This window comes from uncultured Paracoccus sp. (assembly GCF_947487305.1).
Lineage (GTDB): Bacteria > Pseudomonadota > Alphaproteobacteria > Rhodobacterales > Rhodobacteraceae > Paracoccus.
Genome location: NZ_CANKWH010000014.1, coordinates 1 through 19,232, shown reverse-complemented (window position 1 = coordinate 19,232; position 19,232 = coordinate 1). Strand labels below are relative to the sequence as shown.

19 protein-coding genes are annotated in these 19,232 nt (G+C 65.3%); 10 read left to right on the top strand and 9 right to left on the bottom strand.

The genetic code is table 11. From position 1 onward, the window contains the following. Positions 1-55: 55 nt before the first annotated feature. From Q1A36_RS15640 to Q1A36_RS15630, 3 genes are all read right to left on the bottom strand, one after another. The gene (locus tag Q1A36_RS15640; RefSeq protein WP_299846104.1) at positions 56-397 is read right to left on the bottom strand and encodes a 4a-hydroxytetrahydrobiopterin dehydratase; all 342 of its coding nucleotides are present in this window, start codon (positions 395-397) and stop codon (positions 56-58) included. Between the two features lie 68 nt (positions 398-465). After that, positions 466-1,503, bottom strand: a complete 1,038-nt coding sequence (gene hemH, locus Q1A36_RS15635) for a ferrochelatase (RefSeq protein WP_299846101.1) — start codon at positions 1,501-1,503, stop codon at positions 466-468. Next, positions 1,500-2,342: a methyltransferase domain-containing protein gene (locus tag Q1A36_RS15630; RefSeq protein ID WP_299846097.1), complete on the bottom strand. Its 843-nt coding sequence runs from the start codon at positions 2,340-2,342 to the stop codon at positions 1,500-1,502. The genes hemH and Q1A36_RS15630 overlap by 4 nt, the downstream gene beginning before the upstream one ends. On the opposite strand from Q1A36_RS15630, the gene Q1A36_RS15625 reads away from it, so the two are divergent. Genes Q1A36_RS15625 through Q1A36_RS15610 form a run of 4 tightly spaced genes read left to right on the top strand, consistent with a single transcriptional unit; the run spans position 2,341 to position 4,823 of the window. Further along, positions 2,341-3,105, top strand: a complete 765-nt coding sequence (locus Q1A36_RS15625) for a ComF family protein (protein ID WP_299846094.1) — start codon at positions 2,341-2,343, stop codon at positions 3,103-3,105. The genes Q1A36_RS15630 and Q1A36_RS15625 overlap by 2 nt on opposite strands. A gap of 45 nt (positions 3,106-3,150) precedes the next feature. Continuing rightward, on the top strand, positions 3,151-3,429 hold the full coding sequence (grxC, locus tag Q1A36_RS15620; protein ID WP_299846091.1) for a glutaredoxin 3: 279 nt from the start codon (positions 3,151-3,153) through the stop codon (positions 3,427-3,429). Positions 3,430-3,487: 58 nt separating this feature from the next. Next, a complete protein-coding gene (locus Q1A36_RS15615; RefSeq protein WP_299846289.1) occupies positions 3,488-4,330 on the top strand; it encodes a carbon-nitrogen hydrolase family protein in 843 nt (280 codons plus the stop codon). Between the two features lie 7 nt (positions 4,331-4,337). Then, positions 4,338-4,823 (top strand): helix-turn-helix domain-containing protein, encoded by a 486-nt coding sequence (locus tag Q1A36_RS15610; protein WP_101754287.1) that lies wholly within the window; start codon positions 4,338-4,340, stop codon positions 4,821-4,823. 3 nt (positions 4,824-4,826) lie between these two features. Here Q1A36_RS15610 and ubiG read toward each other — a convergent pair whose 3' ends face one another. Next, positions 4,827-5,597: a bifunctional 2-polyprenyl-6-hydroxyphenol methylase/3-demethylubiquinol 3-O-methyltransferase UbiG gene (ubiG, locus tag Q1A36_RS15605; protein WP_299846086.1), complete on the bottom strand. Its 771-nt coding sequence runs from the start codon at positions 5,595-5,597 to the stop codon at positions 4,827-4,829. A gap of 50 nt (positions 5,598-5,647) precedes the next feature. Between ubiG and pip the strand changes: the two genes are divergently transcribed. The 5 genes from pip (at position 5,648) to infB (ending at position 12,297) form a co-directional block, all read left to right on the top strand. Continuing rightward, entirely contained in the window at positions 5,648-6,628 is a 981-nt protein-coding gene (gene pip, locus Q1A36_RS15600) for a prolyl aminopeptidase (protein WP_299846083.1), read from the top strand. A 144-nt stretch (positions 6,629-6,772) separates the two neighbouring features. Continuing rightward, the gene (gene rimP, locus Q1A36_RS15595; RefSeq protein ID WP_101752730.1) at positions 6,773-7,402 is read left to right on the top strand and encodes a ribosome maturation factor RimP; all 630 of its coding nucleotides are present in this window, start codon (positions 6,773-6,775) and stop codon (positions 7,400-7,402) included. A gap of 3 nt (positions 7,403-7,405) precedes the next feature. After that, positions 7,406-9,094, top strand: coding sequence for a transcription termination factor NusA (gene nusA, locus Q1A36_RS15590; RefSeq protein WP_299846080.1), 1,689 nt, complete (start codon positions 7,406-7,408; stop codon positions 9,092-9,094). An 18-nt stretch (positions 9,095-9,112) separates the two neighbouring features. Further along, positions 9,113-9,745: an RNA-binding protein gene (locus tag Q1A36_RS15585; RefSeq protein ID WP_299846077.1), complete on the top strand. Its 633-nt coding sequence runs from the start codon at positions 9,113-9,115 to the stop codon at positions 9,743-9,745. Then, positions 9,742-12,297: a translation initiation factor IF-2 gene (infB, locus tag Q1A36_RS15580; RefSeq protein ID WP_299846074.1), complete on the top strand. Its 2,556-nt coding sequence runs from the start codon at positions 9,742-9,744 to the stop codon at positions 12,295-12,297. Before Q1A36_RS15585 ends, infB begins: the two co-directional genes overlap by 4 nt. Positions 12,298-12,391: 94 nt before the next feature. Here the strand turns inward: infB and Q1A36_RS15575 are convergent, their stop codons facing one another. The 4 genes from Q1A36_RS15575 to Q1A36_RS15560 all read right to left on the bottom strand — a co-directional run bounded on the left by Q1A36_RS15575 (position 12,392) and on the right by Q1A36_RS15560 (position 15,308). Then, positions 12,392-12,520, bottom strand: a complete 129-nt coding sequence (locus Q1A36_RS15575) for a hypothetical protein (protein ID WP_269801957.1) — start codon at positions 12,518-12,520, stop codon at positions 12,392-12,394. A 128-nt stretch (positions 12,521-12,648) separates the two neighbouring features. Beyond that, a complete protein-coding gene (locus Q1A36_RS15570) occupies positions 12,649-13,047 on the bottom strand; it encodes a (deoxy)nucleoside triphosphate pyrophosphohydrolase (RefSeq protein ID WP_299846071.1) in 399 nt (132 codons plus the stop codon). A 22-nt stretch (positions 13,048-13,069) separates the two neighbouring features. Next, positions 13,070-14,422 carry a bifunctional glutamate N-acetyltransferase/amino-acid acetyltransferase ArgJ gene (gene argJ / locus Q1A36_RS15565; protein WP_299846068.1) on the bottom strand — a complete coding sequence of 451 codons (1,353 nt, stop codon included), beginning with the start codon at positions 14,420-14,422 and terminating at the stop codon, positions 13,070-13,072. A 46-nt stretch (positions 14,423-14,468) separates the two neighbouring features. After that, a complete protein-coding gene (locus Q1A36_RS15560) occupies positions 14,469-15,308 on the bottom strand; it encodes a peptidylprolyl isomerase (protein WP_299846065.1) in 840 nt (279 codons plus the stop codon). Positions 15,309-15,507: 199 nt separating this feature from the next. On the opposite strand from Q1A36_RS15560, the gene secA reads away from it, so the two are divergent. Continuing rightward, positions 15,508-18,219: a preprotein translocase subunit SecA gene (secA, locus tag Q1A36_RS15555; protein WP_299846062.1), complete on the top strand. Its 2,712-nt coding sequence runs from the start codon at positions 15,508-15,510 to the stop codon at positions 18,217-18,219. Between the two features lie 433 nt (positions 18,220-18,652). Here secA and Q1A36_RS15550 read toward each other — a convergent pair. Continuing rightward, positions 18,653-19,232 (bottom strand): hypothetical protein (locus Q1A36_RS15550; RefSeq protein WP_299846059.1); only part of this gene is annotated, 580 nt, incomplete at its 5' end.

Sequence of the window (19,232 nt, the reverse complement as noted above, 5' to 3'; positions counted from 1 at the left end):
CTTTGCAGCGAAAAGGCTCCGGAAACGGGGCCTTTTTGCTGTCTGGCGTCAGGTCTCAGGCGACGAGAGCATCCAGCCGGGCAGCGCAGATGAAATCATTTTCCGTCAGACCGCCAGCTTCATGCGTGGTGAATGTCACCTCGCAATAGCCCCAGCCAAAGGCGATGTCGGGATGATGGCCCTGCTTGTTCCCCAGCCATGCCGCCAGGTTGGCCATCTCGACGGCCTTGGCGAAGCCCTTGAATTCGAAGCGCCGGGTGATCTTCGTCGCATCCTCGGAAAGCGCCCATCCCGCATCCAGTTGCGCCATCATCTGCCGCACCGCCTCGGGCGCCGAGGGGGCGATGCCACCCCGGCAGGGCTCGCAGGTCTTCCGGCTCAGGTCATCACTTGCCATGCTGTCCTCCCTCTGCCGCTGCCGTCAACACTATCAGGTCAACGGCGGCGCGATAAGCCGGCGCACGCTCAGGCGGGCGTCACCCATCCGCCGATATTCTCGCGGATGACATTCATCATCACGTCGATATGCGCGGGATCATCGTTCAGGCAGGGGATATAGGTGAACTCCTTGCCGCCCGCGTGTTCGTAGGCCTCGCGGATCTCGCCATTGATCTCTTCCAGCGTCTCGATGCAATCGGCGGCGAAGGCGGGCGAGATCACGGCGATGTCGCTGACACCCTGCTTGGCCAATTCGGCGACATGCTGAACCGTATAGGGCCGCAGCCATTCCTCGCGGCCAAAGACCGACTGGAAACTGGTATCGATGATCCCGTCTTCCCAGCCAAGCGCCGCCTGCAACAGGCGCGAGGTCTTCTGGCACTGGCAGTGATAGGGATCGCCCTGCATCAGGTAGCGCTTCGGCATGCCGTGATAGCTGGCAACCAGCCGTCCCGGCTTGCGATCGCCCAGCACCCGGCGGACCGAGGCCGCCAGCGCCGCGATGTAATCGGGCCGGTCGAAATAGGCATCGACCGTGCGCACCGAGGGTTGCCAGGTCTGCTCCATCAAGGCCCGGAACAGCTGGTCATTGGCAGTGGCCGAGGTGGCGCCGGCATATTGCGGGTAAAGCGGCAGGAAGACGATGCGCCGGCAGCCAGCCTTGACCATCCGCTCCAGCACCTCCCCGGTCGAGGGATTGCCATAGCGCATGCAGAACTCGACCATCACCTGGTCGCCCCATTCGGCTGTCGCGCGGGCGCGCAGCGCCGCGGTCTGCTCGCGGGTAATCGTCATCAGCGGGCTTTCGCCCTTTTCCTCGTTCCAGATCAGCTTATAATTCGCGCCCGAGCTGAATGGCCGCTTGGTCAGGATGATGCCCTGCAAGATCGGCTGCCACTTCCAGCGCGGCAGGTCGATCACCCGCCGGTCCGAGAGGAATTCGTTCAGATAGCGGCGCATCGACCAATAGTCATAGCCGTCGGGCGTGCCCAGATTGGCGATCAGGATGCCGGTTTTCGGCGGGGTGACGGCGGGATGGTCGGCGGGCTTTGCAGCTGGCGTCATGTCTTGTCTTTCATCTCGTTCAGCGCATCGGCCAGCAGCATCTGGGCGCTGCCGGGGCGCAGCGGCTTCTGCTGGTTCTCGGCGGGCGACCAGCCGGTCAGGAAGACCAGATCGAAGGTCGCACGGATGCGCGCGGGATCATCGCGGTCGGGGAAGCGTTCGGCATAGATGGCGGCGGCCCGCGCCAGCACCTCGCGGCGGGTCGACTGGCGCAGCCGCGCGGCCAGCGCATTGCCCTCGCCCATCGCCCGCAGATCCTGCGCCAAATGGACCAGATCACGATAACTGGCGGGCAGGCTCAGAAGATCGGCCACCGGCAGCGCCAGCCCGGCGCGGCCCAGCAGCGCACCCATCTCGCGGATCTCGCCCATCGGCAACACGCGCGGCGACAGGCCTCCGGCGACCTCGGCCTCGGCCTCGGCCAGCGCGGCGCGCAATTCGCTCAGCGTCTGGTTGCCGGGGCAGACGGCGATGAACAGCCCGTCCGGGCGCAGCGCGCGGGCGCATTGGATGATCTGGCCGACCGGATCATCGGCCCAGTGCAGCGACATGGCGTGGATGACCAGGTCGAGACTGCCGGGCGGCGGCAGGTTCAGAACCGGCGCGTCGGGCAGGATCAGCGCCCCGGGAAAGACCTCGGCCCAGAGAGCTGGATGGCCGGTCACAACCGCAACGTCCCGAAACGATCTTTTAACCTCGGCCAGCCTATCCTGCAGCTCGTCGGCGGCGATTCGATGCAGAAAATCCGCCAGACCGGCGCGGGTGGCACGGGCCCGGTTGCGGGTCAGCGCGGCGCGGTCGGTCAAGGCCGGTCTGTCAGAAGAGGAGAGGGCTTGCATGGTGATGCAACATAGGGGCCTTGGCGGGATGTTGAAAGGTGCGTTGCGTATCCTTTACCCGCCGCAATGCCTGTGCTGCGCCGATCCGGTCGCGACCGAAGGCGCGCTCTGCGGGCGCTGCTGGTCCGAGGCGGAGTTCATCACCGGCGCCTGCTGTGGCCGCTGCGGCGCGCCGCTGCCCGGCGAAGTCGAGACATCGGGCGGGCGCGAGGTGCAACTGGTCTGCGACGATTGCCTGGTCATTGCCCGCCCCTGGCGCCATGGTCGCGCGGCGATGGTCTATTCCGGCACCGGGCGGCAGCTGGTGCTGGCGCTGAAACATGCCGATCGGCCCGACCTTGCGCCGGCACTTGGCGACTGGCTGGCGCGGGCGGCCCGGCCGCTGATCCGGCCCGGGATGCTGGTGGTGCCGGTGTCGGTGCATCCCTGGCGGCTGCTCAAGCGGAAATACAACCAGTCCGAACTGCTGTCCTCGCACCTGGCGCAGGTCTTCGACCTCGAGCATCGACCCGAGTTCCTGGCCCGCACCCGGCATAGCGAGGGGCAGGATCACAAGGGCGTGGCTGACCGCTTCGCCAATGTCGCCGGCAGCATCCGGGCCAGCCGCCGCCATGCCGCGCGCCTGCAGGGTCGGGCGGTGCTGCTGGTCGATGACGTGATGACCTCGGGCGCAACGCTGGCGCAGGCGGCCGAGGCGCTGCGCGCCGCCGGATCGGGGCCGATTTCGGTCGCGGTGGTGGCGCGGGCGGTCAAGGCTCACTAGATAGGGAATTGAACGAACCGTTTCCCACGTGAGAGTCCTGCCGCCATGGCCCAGATCGAGATCTATACCACCCCCTCCTGCCCCTATTGCCACCGGGCCAAGGCCCTGTTGCGCGACAAGGGGGCCGCCTTTGACGAGACCGACGTTTCCATGGACCCCGACCTGCGGCTGGCGATGACCAACCGCGCCGGTGGCCGCCGTTCGGTGCCGCAGATCTTCATCAATGGCGAGCATATCGGTGGCAGCGACGATCTTTACGCGCTGGACCAAGCCGGCAAGCTGGATGCGCTGCTGGCAGCGGATGCCGCGGCAGTCGGTCGCTAAGACGGTGGCACAGTCAGCAAGCAGCGGCGGGGCGAAACCCGGTGCAGGGAGCGATCTCCTGCGCGTCGCGCTGCTGCAGCTGACGGTCAGCGACGATCCTGCAGAAAACCTGCCGGTGACGCTGGACCTGATCGCCAAGGCGGCGGCCGAGGGCGCGACGCTGATCGCCACACCCGAGGCGACGAACCTGCTGTCGCCCTCGCGCGACTGGCAGCGCGAGGCGCTGCGACCCGAGGCCGAAGACCCGACGCTGGCCGCCCTGCGGGACGCCGCACGCCAGCACGGCATCTGGCTGCTGATCGGCTCGCTCGCACTGCGCGATGACGACCCGGAAGGCGACGGCCGCTTTGCCAATCGCAGTTTCCTCATCGCGCCGGATGGCGGCATCGCCGCGCGTTACGACAAGATCCACATGTTCGACGTGACCATCTCGGAAACGGAAAGCTATCGCGAAAGCGCCGCCTATCGTCCCGGCGCGCAGGCGGTGCTGGCCGCGGGGCCGGTGCCCATCGGCATGACCGTCTGCTATGACCTGCGCTTCCCGCAGCTTTACCGCCGGCTGGCGCAGGCCGGGGCCCGCATCCTGACGGTGCCCGCCGCCTTCAACCCGACCACGGGCGCGGCGCATTGGCATGTGCTGCTGCGCGCCCGCGCCATCGAGACCGGCTGTTTCGTTCTGGCCCCGGCGCAATGCGGCACCCACCCTGCCCCGCACAGCCCCGACCGCCACCCGCGGCAAAGCTATGGTCATTCGCTGATCGTCGATCCCTGGGGCGAGGTGCTGGCCGATGGCGAAACGACGCAGGGTCTGGTCATCGCCGAGCTTGACCTCGGGGCAGTGGAAAGGGCACGGTCGCGCATTCCGTCCCTGACCCATGATCGCGACTATTGCGGCCCCTGACCTGCCGATGACCACGACCACCGCCCCCAACGCGCCGCAGCCCAAGGACCAGACGCCCGACCGTCTGGCCGCGAGCCTCTTTGCCGAGGTGCTGATCGCCGACCAGCTGTCGCGCAACCTGATCAGCAAGGCCCTGCCCCGCGGGATGCAGATCTCGCATTTCTCGGTGCTGAACCTGCTGGCGCATATGAACGAGGAACGCACGCCGGCCGAACTGGCGGCGGCCTTCCACGTCACGCGTGGGGCGATGACCAATACGCTGTCGCGGCTGGAATGGGCCGGGCATGTGCATATCCGCCCTGATTGGGATGATGCCCGGCGCAAGCTGGTGGCGATCAGCCCGGCGGGCCGTGCCGCGCGCGATGCGGCCATCGCCGCCTTCATGCCGCTGATCGCCGATATCGTCCGCGACATCGGCGCGGACCGGGTGCGGGCCACCCTGCCTGTCTTGCGTGAATTGCGGCTGCGGCTGGCGGGTGACGAGAACGGCTGAGGCTCAGCGCCGCCCGGTCATGATGTAATTCACCGACAGGTCACGATCCGACAAGCTCCAGTCCCACCGAATCGGGTTGAAGACCATGCCGCGCCGGTCGACCGCCGGCATCCCCGCCGCGTCCATCATCCCCGCCAGTTCCTCGGGGGTGATGAAGCGGTGCCATTCATGCGTGCCCTTGGGCAGCCAGCGCATGATCCATTCCGCCCCGATGATCGCCGCGCCAAAGCTTTTCGGCGTGCGGTTCAGGGTCGAGATGATCATCACGCCCTCGGGCTTGGTCAGCGTGGCGCAGGTGGCCACAAAGGCCGCCGGATCGGCCACATGTTCCACGATCTCCAGCGCCAGAACCGCATCGAACTGCTCGCCCGCCTCGGCCAGTGCCTCGGCGGTGGTGGCGCGATAGTCGATCTGCAGCCCCTGCTGCTCGGCGTGCAGGCTGGCAACCGAGATATTGCGCTCGACCGCGTCGGCGCCCACCACCTCAGCCCCCAGCCGCGCCATCGGCTCGGTCAGCAAGCCGCCGCCGCAGCCGATATCCAGAAGCCGGAGCCCCTCGAAGGGCCGAAGGCTGCGGGCATCGCGGCCGAACTCGGCGCCGATGCGGCTGATGATATAGTCGAGCCGGGTCGGGTTCAGCATGTGCAGCGGCTTGAACTTGCCGTTTGGGTCCCACCATTCGGCGGCCATAGCCTCGAATTTCGCCAGCTCCGCCGGATCGACGCTGCTGCCTTCGGCATTCCGTCCCGTTACAAGGGGGCTGTCCTGGGTCATGGCGTGTCCTTCGGCTGGCAGGTTTGTCGCGGGCGATCTATACTGCGTCCATGGACAGATTGGCAGGACAAATCGGCGCGACACCCGGGCGGCTTTATCCCGACATCCGCCCCTATGACCAGCGCATGATCGACCGCGGCGACGGGCATCAGCTCTACGTCGAGCAATGCGGCAATCCCGATGGCCAGCCGGTGCTGGTGCTGCATGGCGGCCCCGGCGGCGGTTGCAGCCCGTTCATGCGGCGCTTCTTTGATCCGGCCCATTACCGGGTGGTGCTGTTCGACCAGCGCGGCTGCGGCCGCTCGCGCCCCACCGCCAGCGTCGAGGCGAATACGACGGCGCATCTGATCGGCGATATCGAGGCCATCCGGCAGATCCTGGGCGTCGCGAGCTGGACCCTCTTCGGTGGCAGCTGGGGGGCGACACTGGCCCTTGCCTATGCCGAGGCCCATCCCGATCGCGTTGCTGCGCTGGTGCTGCGCGGGGTGTTCCTCGGGATGCAGAGCGAACTCGACTGGTTCTATGGCGGCGGCGCTGGCCGGTTCTTCCCCGATCTCTGGGCGCGCTTCCGCGAGGTGATCCCCGAGGGGGAACGCGGCAACCTGATCGCCGCCTATCATCGCCGCCTCTTCGATGACGATCCCGGGCGGCAGGCACGTTACGCGCTGCCCTGGCTGATCTGGGAAAACGCGCTGGCCGGGTTGCAATCCTCGGCCTCGACCACGGCGCCGACGGAATATGCCCGCGCCTTCGCCCGTCTGGAAAACCATTACTTCGTCAATGGCTGTTTCCTCGACGAGGGCCAGCTTCTGCGCGACCGCGCCCGGATCGAGCATCTGCCGGCGGTTATCGTGCAGGGCCGCTATGACATGGTCTGCCCGCCGCAGAGCGCCTGGCAACTGGCCGAGGGCTGGGACCGCTGCGACCTGCGAATCGTCCCGGCGGCGGGCCATGCCCTGTCCGAAGCGCCGATTGCCGCCGAACTGGTGCGGGTGATGGACGAGCTGCGCGACAGGGCGAGCGCCGCCTAGACAACCTTCCCGAGACTCGGCTTGCATTCCGCGAAGCTTGCGCCTATATAGCGCCTCAACAGCGGCGCAGGCTTCCACCCCCTGCCCCACCGAGCAAGACGACCGGGCCCGCTGATGGCCCGTTTTTCATTTCTGGGGACTGACATGTCCAATGACCTGATCGCCAAGACCGCCATCGACCGGCGCCTGGCCGAGATCCTGATCCCGGTGATCGAGGATCTGGGATTCGAACTGGTGCGCCTGCGCCTGCAGGGCGGCAAGACCGCCACGCTGCAGATCATGGCCGACCGTCCCGAGGGCGGCATCAACGTGGATGACTGCGCCGATATCTCGGTGGCCGTCTCGGCCACGCTGGATGTCGAGGACCCGATCGAGGACAATTACCATCTGGAAGTCTCCAGCCCCGGCATCGACCGGCCGCTGACCCGGCTGAAGGACTTCGCCACCTTCGAGGGCTACGAGGCCCGGCTGGAAACCAATCAGCCGATCGACGGGCGCAAGCGCTTCAAGGGCATCCTGGCCGGCGTCGAGACCGGCGAGGGCGGCGACGAGGTGCTGCTGAACATCGAGGAAGCCGGCGAGACCCAGACCATCGGGCTGAATTTCGACTGGCTCAGCGACGCCAAGCTGGTGCTGACCGACGAGCTGATCCGGGAAATGCTGCGCCAGAAGAAGGATGCGGGGGTCGAGATCGACAATCTCGACGAATCCCATTTTGACGAGATCGAAACCGAAGACGAGGCCGCGCAGGACGCCGGCTCAGTGAAGGAGTAAGTGATGGCAATCACCTCTGCCAACCAGCTTGAACTGCTGCAAACCGCCGAGGCCGTCGCCCGCGAGAAGATGATCGAGCCCGAGCTGGTCATCGAAGCGATGGAAGACAGCCTCGCCCGTGCAGCCAAGTCGCGCTATGGCGCCGAGATGGACATCCGCGTCCGCATCGACCGCAAGACCGGCAATGCCACCTTCACCCGCGCCCGCACCGTGGTCGAGGACGAGGCCGTCGAAAACTATCAGGCCGAATTCACCGCCGAGCAGGCCCGCCCCTATTTCGAGCCGTCCAAGGATGGCCGCGCCATCTGGCTGCGCGAGGGCGTGGCGATCAGCGAGTTCAAGGGCAACAAGCCGCAAGCCGGCGACGTTTTCGAAGAGCAGGTGCCGCCGGTCGATCTGGGCCGCATCGCGGCGCAGTCGGCCAAACAGGTGATCCTGCAGCGCGTCCGCGAGGCCGAGCGTGATCGCCAGTACGAGGAATTCAAGGACCGCGCCGGCAGCATCATCAACGGTGTCGTCAAGCGCGAGGAATATGGCAACATCATCGTCGACGTCGGCCGTGGCGAGGCGATCCTGCGCCGCAACGAGAAGATCGGCCGCGAAAGCTATCGCCCGAACGACCGCATCCGGGCCTATGTCAAGGATGTGCGCCGCGAGGCCCGTGGCCCGCAGATCTTCCTGTCGCGCACCGATCCGCAGTTCATGGCCGAGCTGTTCAAGATGGAAGTGCCGGAAATCTATGACGGTGTGATCGAGATCAAGGCCGTGGCCCGTGATCCGGGTTCGCGCGCCAAGATCGCCGTAATCTCCTATGACAACTCGATCGACCCCGTCGGCGCCTGCGTCGGCATGCGCGGTTCGCGCGTGCAGGCCGTGGTCGGCGAATTGCAGGGCGAGAAGATCGACATCATTCCGTGGAATGATGATCAGGCCACCTTCCTGGTGAACGCGCTGCAGCCGGCCGAGGTCTCGAAGGTCGTCTTCGACGAGGATTCGACCAGCATCGAAGTCGTGGTGCCCGACGAGCAACTGTCGCTCGCCATCGGTCGCCGCGGCCAGAACGTGCGTCTGGCCAGCCAGCTGACCGGTCTCGACATCGACATCCTGACCGAGGAAGAGGAATCCAAGCGCCGCCAGGCCGAGTTCAACAGCCGCACCCAGTTGTTCATGGACAAGCTGGACCTGGACGAATTCTTCGCCCAGCTGCTGGTGGCCGAGGGCTTCACCAATCTGGAAGAAGTGGCCTACGTCGATCTCGACGAGTTGCTGGCGATCGACGGCGTCGACGAAGGCACTGCCGAAGAGCTGCAGGCCCGCGCCCGCGACGTGCTGGAAGCCGCCAACAAGGCCGCGCTGGAAAATGCCCGCGCGCTTGGTGCCGAGGACAGCCTCATTGAATTCGAGGGCCTGACGCCCCAGATGGTAGAGGCATTGGCCAAGGATGGCGTGAAGACGCTGGAAGACTTTGCCACCTGTGCGGACTGGGAACTGGCCGGTGGCTGGACAACGGTCGATGGCCAGCGCGTCAAGGATGACGGCCTTCTGGAACCCTTCAATGTCTCGCTGGAAGATGCGCAGACCATGGTGATGACCGCCCGCGTGATGCTGGGCTGGGTCGATCCGACCGAACTGGAGCCGAAGGACGACGACAGCGACGACGAGGACACCGCAACCGAGGAGGCCGGGGCGTAAGCCCTGGAGGTCCGCAGGATGAGCCGCGGGGGCCGGGACAAGGACCGCGAAGCGCCGAGCGAGAGGCGCTGCATCGTCACGGGCGAGGTCCAGCCGAAGCGCGGCCTTGTCCGCTTCGTGCTGGGGCCCGACAACATGGTGGTGCCTGATCTGGCCGAAAAGCTGCCGGGTCGCGGGGTCTGGGTGGTGGCGGATCGCGCCGCGATCGACAAGGCGGCCACGAAGGGGTTGTTTGCGCGCGGGTTCAAGGCCCCGGTGACGACGCCCGAAGGTCTGGGCGCGCTGGTCGAGGCGGGCATGGCGCAGCGGGTCGTGGATCTGGTGTCACTGGCCCGCAAGGCGGGCCGCGCGGTGGCCGGGTTCGAGAAGGTAAAGTCCTGGCTTGCAGCCGGGCAGGCAAAGGTTCTGTTGCAGGCCAGCGACGGGTCCGACCGGGGAAAAGGCAAGCTGTGGACACCCGAGGGTGGACGGTGGTTTGGCTGCCTGACGGCGGCAGAATTGGGTTTGTCCTTCGGTCGCGATCATGTCATACACGGCGCGCTTGCGCCGGGTGGGCTGACCGACAGTGTAATCAAGGATGCGGGCAGACTGACGGGTCTGCGCGAGCAAGACGGCGGCGTGGCCGCCGGAAAGGATACGGACGCGAGATGAGCGATAAAGACGGTAACAAGACATTGGGCATCGGCGGGCGTTCGGGTCAGGTGAAGCAGAGCTTCAGCCACGGCCGGACCAAGAGTGTGGTCGTCGAGACCAAGCGCAAGCGCGTCGTGGTGCCCAAGCCCGGCGCTGCTGCCGAAAAGCCTGCTGGCATCGCTCCGACCGTGGCTCAGGTCTCCGCTGCCGGGTCGCGGCGTCCCGCCGGCATTTCCGATGCCGAGATGGAGCGCCGGCTGAAGGCTTTGGCCGCCGCCAAGGCGCGTGAGGTCGAGGAAGCTGCCACCCGCGCCGCCGAGGAAAAGGCCCGCGAGGAAGAACGCGAGCGCCGCCGCGCCGAGGCCGAGGCCAAGGAGCGCGAGGATCGCGAACGCGAAGAGGCGCTGAAGGCCAAGGCCGACGAGGATGCCCGCCGCGCCGAAGAGGCACAGCTGCGCGAGCAGAAGAAGGCCGAGGTGCGCAAGCCTGCCGCCGCCGAGAAGCCGGCGACCCCGGCCGATCAGGCCGCGGTCGAGGCCGCCGCCGCGCGCGCCGAGGCCAAGGGTGTCTCGACCACGGGCCCGCGCAAATCCGAGCGCGACCGCCCGGACCGTGGTGCCGACCGTGGCGCCCCCACCGATACCCGTGGCCGCGCCGGTGAGCGTGACAACCGCCGCGCCGGCAAGCTGTCGCTGAATGACGCGCTGTCCGGTGGCGAAGGCGGCCGTCAGCGCAGCCTTGCGGCGATGAAGCGCAAGCAGGAGCGGGCCAAGCAGAAAGCCATGGGCCAGTCGGTCCGGGCCGAAAAGCAGGTGCGCGACGTGCAGCTGCCGGAAACCATCGTGGTTTCGGAACTGGCCAACCGGATGGCGGAACGCGCCGCCGACGTGGTCAAGTCGCTGATGCAGATGGGCATGATGGTCTCGATCAACCAGCCGATCGACGCCGACACCGCCGAACTGGTGATCGAGGAATTCGGCCACCGCGCCGTCCGCGTCTCGGACGCGGATGTGGAACAGGTCATCGACACGGTCGAGGACAAGGACGAGGATCGCCAGCCCCGGCCTCCGATCATCACCATCATGGGCCATGTCGACCACGGCAAGACCTCGCTTCTGGACGCCATCCGCCACGCCAATGTGGTCTCGGGCGAGGCCGGCGGCATCACCCAGCATATCGGTGCCTACCAGGTGACCACCGATGGCGGCGCGGTGCTGACCTTCCTCGACACGCCGGGCCACGCGGCCTTTACCTCGATGCGCGCGCGCGGTGCCAATGTCACCGATATCGTCGTGCTCGTGGTCGCCGCCGATGACGCGGTGATGCCGCAGACGGTCGAGGCGATCAACCACGCCAAGGCTGCCAAGGTGCCGATGATCGTGGCGATCAACAAGGTCGACAAACCGGCTGCCGACCCCAACAAGGTCCGCACCGCGCTGCTGCAGCACGAGGTCGTGGTCGAGCAGATGTCGGGCGACGTGCAGGATGTCGAGGTTTCGGCCAAGACCGGCCAGGGCCTGGACCAGTTGCTGGAAGCGATTGCACTGCAGGCCGAGATCCTCGAACTGCGTGCCAACCCGCAGCGCGCCGCACAGGGCGCGGTGATCGAGGCGCAGCTGGATGTGGGCCGCGGCCCCGTCGCCACCGTTCTGGTGCAGAACGGCACGCTGAAGCGCGGCGACATCTTCGTCGTCGGCGAGCAGTGGGGCAAGGTCCGCGCGCTGATCAACGACAAGGGCGAGCGCGTCGAGGAGGCCGGCCCTTCGGTTCCTGTCGAGGTGCTGGGTCTCAATGGCACGCCCGAGGCCGGCGACGTTCTGAACGTGGTCGAGACCGAGGCGCAGGCCCGCGAGATCGCCGATTACCGCATCCAGGCCGCCAAGGACAAACGCGCCGCTGCCGGTGCCGCCGTCACGCTGGACCAGATGATGGCCAAGGCCAAGGCCGACCAGAGCGTTGCCGAGCTGCCTGTGGTGGTGAAGGCGGACGTGCAGGGCTCGGCCGAGGCGATCGTGCAGGCGCTGGAGAAGGTCGGCAATGACGAGGTGCGCGTGCGCGTGCTGCATTACGGCGTCGGCGCGATCACCGAAAGCGATGTGGGCCTTGCCGAGGCTTCGGGCGCGCCGGTCATCGGCTTCAACGTCCGTGCCAATGCGCCCGCCCGCAATGCCGCCAACCAGAAGGGTGTCGAGATCCGTTACTACTCGATCATCTATGACCTGGTGGACGACATCAAAGCCGCCGCTTCGGGCCTTCTGTCGGCCGAAGTGCGCGAGACCTTCATCGGCTATGCCGAGATCCGCGAAGTCTTCAAAGTTACCGGCGTCGGCAAGGTTGCCGGCTGCCTGGTCACCGAGGGCGTTGCCCGCCGCTCGGCCGGCGTCCGCCTGCTGCGCGACAACGTGGTGATCCACGAGGGCACGCTGAAGACGCTGAAGCGCTTCAAGGACGAGGTCAAGGAAGTGCAGTCCGGCCAGGAATGCGGCATGGCCTTCGAAAACTACGACGACATCCGCCCGGGCGATGTCATCGAGATCTTCGAGCGCGAGGAGGTCGAGCGCAAGCTGTAAGCGGCGCTCGCGACCCCCACACCACCAAAGCAGAAAGGGCGCCCTCCCCGGCGCCCTTTCTCGTTTCTCGAACTCGTAAAAACGAGGGTTGCGGTCAGGCGCCCACGGGCTTCCCGACATAGATCTTGTCACCGACCCGCACGGCGATCTTGCCGTTCGGGTCTTTGCGTTCGAACACCCCCTGGACCGAGATACAGCTACCGATCGTGATCGTGCGAATCATGTCCATCCCATCGCGTTTGCTTCGTGGTAGAAGCACAATGCCGTGACCACCCCCTGTCCGGGAATGGGGATCTCGAAAATGGTTAACGAAATATTAACTTTTCCCGGGGTGCCCGGCGCTTTGCGGCATTAAAGCCACAGACGAATCTGCGGGATCAGAGGAATGTCGGCAGGCGGCATCGGATGTTCGGCCAGCTTCTCGGGCCGCACCCAGGCCAGCCCCTGCCCCTCGCGCGGCTGCACGATGCCGTTCCATTTGCGACAGGCAAAGAGCGGCATCAGCAGGTGGAAATCGGCATAGCTGTGGCTGGCGAATGCCATGGGGGCGAGGCAGGATTGCCAGGTCTCGATCCCCAGCTCCTCGTGCAGTTCGCGGATCAGCGCCGCCTCGGGCGTCTCGCCCGGCTCGACCTTGCCGCCCGGAAACTCCCACAGCCCCGCCATCGACTTGCCCTCGGGGCGCTGTGCCAAGAGCACGCGCCCGTCAGGGTCGATCAACAGGACGGCGGAAACGAGGACGGTTTTCAATTGCGCGTCTCCGACACGACTTTCACGACCGGTAATCGGCGTTGATGTCGATATAGCGATGGGTCAAGTCGCAGGTCCACATGGTCTGCTCGCCCTTGCCCAAGCCCAGATCGACGCCGATGACCAGCTCTTGCCGCTTCATGTAGATGCTGGCCTTCGTCTCGTCGTAATCGGGCGAACGCCAGCCGTCGCGGGCCAGAACCATGTCGCCAAAGCTGATCGACAGCTTGTCCCGGTCGGCCTTGGCGCCGGACTTGCCGACGGCGGCGACGACCCGGCCCCAATTGGCGTCCTCGCCGGCAATGGCGGTCTTGACCAGCGGCGAATTGGCGATGGCGCTGGCGATCTTGCGGGCGTCAGCCTTGCTGGCCGCGCCGGTCACCCGGACCTCGACGAACTTCGTCGCCCCCTCACCGTCGCGCACCACCTGCTTGGCCAGGTCCAGCATGACGCTGTCCAGCGCCGCCGAGAAGGCCTTGCCCGTGGCCGAGCTGGCGCTGGTGATCGGCTTTGCCGCCGAGCGCCCGGTCGCCGCGAGGATCAGCGCATCCGAGGTTGAGGTGTCGCTGTCCACGGTGATGCTGTTGAAGGTGCCGTCAACGCGGGCCGACAGGAATTTCTGCAGCAGCTCGGGCGTGATGGTCGCATCAGTGAAGATATAGACCAGCATGGTCGCCATGTCGGGTGCGATCATGCCCGAGCCCTTGGCGATGCCGGTGATGCGGATCACCCCGCCCTCGCCCTCGATTTCGGCGAAGGCGCCCTTGGGGAAGGTGTCGGTGGTCATGATGGCGCGCGCCGCCCCGGCGATGCCCGCCGGATCCAGCCCGCCAGCCAGTTCGTCGATGACGGCGGTGATACGCTCGGCCTTCAGCGGCTCACCAATGACGCCGGTCGAGGAAGAAAACACCCGCTCGATCGGCATCCCCAGCTTCGTCGCCACGGCGCCGGTCACGGCATCCACCGATTTCTGCCCCAGCGCGCCGGTGAAGGCATTGGCATTGCCGGAATTGACGATGATGGCCGCGCCGCGCGAGGTGTCCTGCGGCCCCGCCAGCTTGGCCTGATTGTCCAGCACGCAGGCCGCGCGGGTCGAGGAGCGGGTGAAGACACCGGCGATCGAGGACCCCGGCGCGATCCGCATCAGGGTCACGTCGGTGCGGCCCTGATACTTGATCCCGGCCGAGGCGCTGGCGAAATCGACGCCCTCGATGGCGGGCAAATCTGGGAAAGCCGCAGGCGCCAGCGGCGAGACCAGCTTGGCCGAGGCGGTCTTTACCTCGGCCATCTCGGCCTCGATCTGCTTCACCTTGTCGGATTTGCGCGCCTTCTTCCCGGCCTTGTCCGACTTGTCTTTCTTCTTGTCCTTGGCCATCGCGCGCTCCGTCAGGTCATTACCGGCGTCAGATCAACAAGCTGGATCATTCCGCGTCAAGCAGTTCCGCGCTTTCCAGCAGCTTCGGATCCAGACCTTCGGTCTTTTCCACCTTGGCCTCGCTCACCAGCCGCTCGATCTCGGCATCGACCTTGTCGCGGCGAACCTGCTGGACCAGCTGTTCCTTCACCTCGTCCAGTTTCGGAGGCTCGGCGGTGCGGGTGTCGTTCAGCTTGATGATGTGCCAGCCAAATTCAGTCTGAACCGGCTCCGAGATCTGACCCTTCTCCATCGCCTGAACCGCTTCGGCAAAGGCCGGCACCATCTGATCGGCGGCAAACCAGCCCAGATCGCCCTTGTTCGGTCCCGACGGCCCGGTCGAACGTTCCTCGGCCACGGTGCCGAAATCGGCACCGCCATCCAGTTCGGCCTTCACCGCCTTGGCGTCCTCTTCGGTCTCGACGAGGATATGGGCGGCCGAATATTCGGTCTTCGGCTCGGTCGCGCCGAAATACTTGTCATAGGCTGCCTTGATTTCCTCGTCGGTCGGCTCGGGCTCTGCCACCTTTTCCAGCGCGGCCGAGGCCAGATAGGCGCGGCGCTGCAGTTCCAGATTGGCGCGGTCGGCGGCGGTCAGCGTGTCGCCCTTGGCCGAGGCCACGGCGGTCTGGCGCACCAACTGATCCAGCATCATCTGCCAGGTCGCGTCATCGGCGGTGATCTGCTGGCCCTCGGCGCCCATGCGCTGGCCCATGGTGATCATCTCGCCCAGGGTGATGTCGAGTCCGTTGACCTTTGCGACCACGGTCTCGGCGTCCTGCGCCATGGCCGGACCAAACGGCAGGGCAAGCGCGAAGAGGGCGGCGGTTACGGTACGTTTCAGCATGGGAATTCCTTTGACGGACAGGCCGATCCCGGCCTTATGACGGGCTCTGACGTTGACACTTTGGCGGGGCACGCATACATCCGGCGCAACCAAGAAAGGCGCACCCGCCGCTTTTCGTTCCGGCCCCTGATACGGCAAGGCGGAGGGTGCGGGCAAGTGGCCCACCGGCCACGCGCTTTCCCAAAGCTGTGAAGGTAACATGATCGGCAATCTGGCGAAGATGGTCTTTGGCACCCCCAATGACCGCAAGGTAAAATCCGTCCGTCCGCTGGTGGCGCGCATCAACGCTCTCGAAGACGAGGCCAAGGCCCGCAGCGATGACGAGCTGATCGCGGCCACGCGGGCGCTGCAGGCCCGTGCGAAGGGTGGCGAATCGCTGGATGCGCTGCTGCCCGAGGCGTTCGCCAACTGCCGCGAGGGCGCCCGCCGCGCGCTTGGCCTGCGCGCCTTCGACGTGCAGCTGATGGGCGGCATCTTCCTGCATCAGGGCAATATCGCCGAGATGAAGACCGGTGAGGGCAAGACGCTTGTCGCCACCTTCCCGGCCTATCTGAATGCGCTGACCGGCAAGCCCGTGCATGTCGTAACCGTCAACGACTACCTCGCCAAGCGTGACGCCGAATGGATGGGCAAGGTCTTTGCCCAGCTCGGCATGACCACCGGCGCCGTCTATCCCTTCCAGCCCGAGGCCGAGAAGCGCGCCGCCTATCAGGCCGATGTCGCCTACTCGACCAATAACGAGCTGGGCTTCGACTATCTGCGGGACAACATGAAGGGCTCGATCGCGGAAATGGTCCAGCGCGGCCATTACTTCGCCATCGTCGACGAGGTCGATTCGATCCTGATCGACGAGGCCCGGACGCCGCTGATCATCTCGGGTCCGTCGCAGGACCGCAGCGAGCTTTACATGACGCTGGACCAGTTCATCCCGCAGCTGACCGAGGCCGATTACAAGCTGGACGAAAAGACCCGCAATGCCACCTATACCGAGGATGGCAACGAGCGGATGGAACAGATGCTCAGCGCCGCCGGCATCCTGCCCGCCGGCCAGACGCTCTATGACCCCGAATCGACCACCATCGTCCACCACGCCAACCAGGCGCTGCGCGCCCACAAGCTGTTCCAGAAGGACCAGCAATATATTGTCCGCGATGGCGAGATCGTCCTGATCGACGAATTCACCGGCCGGATGATGAAGGGCCGCCGCCTGTCGGACGGTCTGCATCAGGCCATCGAGGCCAAGGAAGGCGTGGCCATCCAGCCCGAGAACGTGACGCTGGCCAGCGTGACCTTCCAGAACTATTTCCGCCTCTATGACAAGCTGGCCGGCATGACCGGCACTGCCGCCACCGAGGCCGAGGAATTCGCCGAGATCTACAAGCTGGGCGTGGTCGAGGTTCCGACGAACCGCCCGGTCTCGCGCGAGGACGAACACGACCGCGTCTATCGCACCGCGGCCGAGAAATTCGCCGCCGTACTCGAGGCAGTGAAGGAATCGCACGCCAAGGGCCAGCCCACGCTGGTCGGCACCACCTCGATCGAGAAATCGGAACTGCTGTCGCAGATGCTGACCCAGGCCGGCATTGCCCATAACGTGCTGAACGCCCGCCAGCACGAGGCCGAGGCGCAGATCGTCGCCGATGCCGGCAAGCCCGGCGCAGTGACCATCGCCACCAACATGGCCGGTCGCGGCACCGACATCCAGCTGGGCGGCAATGTCGAGATGAAGGTGATGGAGGCCTTGAAGGCCAATCCCGACGCCCATCCCGACGAGCTGCGCGCGCGGATCGAGGCCGAACATGCCGGCGACAAGCAGAAGGTGCTCGACTCGGGCGGCCTCTTCGTGCTGGCCACCGAGCGCCATGAAAGCCGCCGCATCGACAACCAGTTGCGCGGTCGCTCGGGCCGTCAGGGCGACCCCGGCCGCTCGCTGTTCTTCCTATCGCTCGACGACGACCTGATGCGCATCTTCGGCTCGGAACGGCTGGATTCGGTCCTGTCGAAGCTCGGCATGAAGGATGGCGAGGCGATCATCCACCCCTGGGTGAACAAATCCCTGGAACGCGCGCAGGCCAAGGTCGAGGGCCGCAACTTCGACATCCGCAAGCAACTGCTGAAATTCGACGACGTGATGAACGACCAGCGCAAGGCGATCTTCAGCCAGCGCCGCGAGATCATGGAATCGGGCGAGGTCGAGGAAATCGCCGCCGACATGCGCCACCAGCTGATCGACGATCTGGTGGACGAGCATCTGCCGCCCAAGGCCTATGCCGAGCAATGGGACGTGGCCGGGCTGACCACGGCCGCGCGTGACAAGCTGAACATGAACCTGCCCATCGCTGACTGGGCCGCCGAGGAAGGCGTCGATCAGGAGGTCATGGCCGAGCGCATCGAAGCCGCCACCGACACCTACATGGCCGAGAAGACCGCGGCCTTCGGCCCGGAAAACATGCGCCAGATCGAAAAGCAGGTGCTGCTGCAGATGATCGACCAGAAATGGCGCGAGCATCTGGTGACGCTGGAACATCTGCGCTCGGTCGTGGGCTTCCGCGGCTATGCGCAGCGCGACCCGCTGTCGGAATACAAGACCGAGGCCTTCCAGCTGTTCGAAACCCTGCTCGACGGGCTGCGCGGCGACGTGACCCAGCGCCTCGCCCAGATCCGTCCGCTGACCGACGAAGAGCGGCAGGAGATGCTGCGCCAGATGGCCGAACAGCAGAAGGCGGCGCAAAGCCACCTGACCATGGAGCATGGCGAGGACCACCAGTCGGAAGACGACGCCCTGAAGCCCGCCCCGCTGGTCCAGGGCTTTGACGAGCAGAACCCCGACACCTGGGGCAACCCCTCGCGCAACGACCCCTGCCCCTGCGGCTCGGGCAAGAAGTTCAAGCACTGCCACGGCGCGATCTGATCGCGCCGTATTATCCTTCGTAGGTTAGGAATACGTGATCGGGGGCGCTGGTTTCATTACTGGTTCTCCCGATTTCTGTAAGCGACGCCTCGGTCGCAGTCACTGCGCCACGCGCTGACGACAAGACAAGTGCCTTCAGTCCTGAAGAGCTAACGAAAGCAAGCTCGCCGAATAGGCATATGGGCAATTCACGGTTATTTGCGAATCGTCGGTCAGGACCTCCCTTCTTGTTCGGATGTTTCCATGTCCGACCCACGATCAAGCAATCCCTCGGAACCCGTTCCTCAACAATGAACCGACTCGGTCGGGACGCCAAGCGCAGGTCGTGATAGGCGACGAAGCCATAGCTTCGGCCCTCGCTTACAAGAATCCCATCCGGCATGAAGTATAGGTATTTTCCGCTTACCTTTAGCCTAGGTGGGATTAGGTTCGACTATACGCCGGGAGGCAAACAATAACTGATTTCCGTGCGAGATTTACTAACCAGATGCCCTGCGCCCGCATTCCGTTTCAACGCGGTTAGAGTGCTCACTACACCAGAAGCATCAACATACCACAATCCGTCTGAGCGGCCCAATTGATCTAAAGAGTTAACCAGTTCACGGTATACTTCCTCGGTCGTCCCATCCATCTGATAAGAAAAAACAACATTACGTCTTGAGGTATCCAATTGATGCGCGATAACACAACCTATCATGGTCAGAACCGCAACAGCCACTACCGGCACAATGGAGGATTTGATTAAGATTAGAAGTCCCAAAACTGCTGCGCCGCTAGCGACAACTGGAAGTAAATAGCCGGCACGACCACGAGCATCATTGAGATTCTGGATGGCTTCTGAGCGGCTCGCGTCTCGCAATTCCTCGGCAGGGCGAGAAATAATCCTATGCATGACGACGCCCTCTTCTGTTTGGTAGGTCACTGCAGGCAGATGATCTAGTGTTCTCCACCTGACATAGGATTCCCATTGGTTTCCTGGCGTGTCATGTTGGGCCATGAGACGCGCTGATATC

What these genes read in the sequence shown, in the direction of transcription:
- Q1A36_RS15640 (WP_299846104.1), bottom strand. Translation starts at nt 397, where the DNA reads ATGGCAAGTGATGACCTGAGCCGGAAGACCTGCGAGCCCTGCCGGGGT.
- hemH (WP_299846101.1), bottom strand. Translation starts at nt 1,503, where the DNA reads ATGACGCCAGCTGCAAAGCCCGCCGACCATCCCGCCGTCACCCCGCCG.
- Q1A36_RS15625 (WP_299846094.1), top strand. Translation starts at nt 2,341, where the DNA reads ATGGTGATGCAACATAGGGGCCTTGGCGGGATGTTGAAAGGTGCGTTG.
- Q1A36_RS15630 (WP_299846097.1), bottom strand. Translation starts at nt 2,342, where the DNA reads ATGCAAGCCCTCTCCTCTTCTGACAGACCGGCCTTGACCGACCGCGCC.
- grxC (WP_299846091.1), top strand. Translation starts at nt 3,151, where the DNA reads ATGGCCCAGATCGAGATCTATACCACCCCCTCCTGCCCCTATTGCCAC.
- Q1A36_RS15610 (WP_101754287.1), top strand. Translation starts at nt 4,338, where the DNA reads ATGACCACGACCACCGCCCCCAACGCGCCGCAGCCCAAGGACCAGACG.
- ubiG (WP_299846086.1), bottom strand. Translation starts at nt 5,597, where the DNA reads ATGACCCAGGACAGCCCCCTTGTAACGGGACGGAATGCCGAAGGCAGC.
- pip (WP_299846083.1), top strand. Translation starts at nt 5,648, where the DNA reads ATGGACAGATTGGCAGGACAAATCGGCGCGACACCCGGGCGGCTTTAT.
- rimP (WP_101752730.1), top strand. Translation starts at nt 6,773, where the DNA reads ATGTCCAATGACCTGATCGCCAAGACCGCCATCGACCGGCGCCTGGCC.
- nusA (WP_299846080.1), top strand. Translation starts at nt 7,406, where the DNA reads ATGGCAATCACCTCTGCCAACCAGCTTGAACTGCTGCAAACCGCCGAG.
- Q1A36_RS15585 (WP_299846077.1), top strand. Translation starts at nt 9,113, where the DNA reads ATGAGCCGCGGGGGCCGGGACAAGGACCGCGAAGCGCCGAGCGAGAGG.
- infB (WP_299846074.1), top strand. Translation starts at nt 9,742, where the DNA reads ATGAGCGATAAAGACGGTAACAAGACATTGGGCATCGGCGGGCGTTCG.
- Q1A36_RS15575 (WP_269801957.1), bottom strand. Translation starts at nt 12,520, where the DNA reads ATGATTCGCACGATCACGATCGGTAGCTGTATCTCGGTCCAGGGGGTG.
- argJ (WP_299846068.1), bottom strand. Translation starts at nt 14,422, where the DNA reads ATGGCCAAGGACAAGAAGAAAGACAAGTCGGACAAGGCCGGGAAGAAG.
- Q1A36_RS15560 (WP_299846065.1), bottom strand. Translation starts at nt 15,308, where the DNA reads ATGCTGAAACGTACCGTAACCGCCGCCCTCTTCGCGCTTGCCCTGCCG.
- secA (WP_299846062.1), top strand. Translation starts at nt 15,508, where the DNA reads ATGATCGGCAATCTGGCGAAGATGGTCTTTGGCACCCCCAATGACCGC.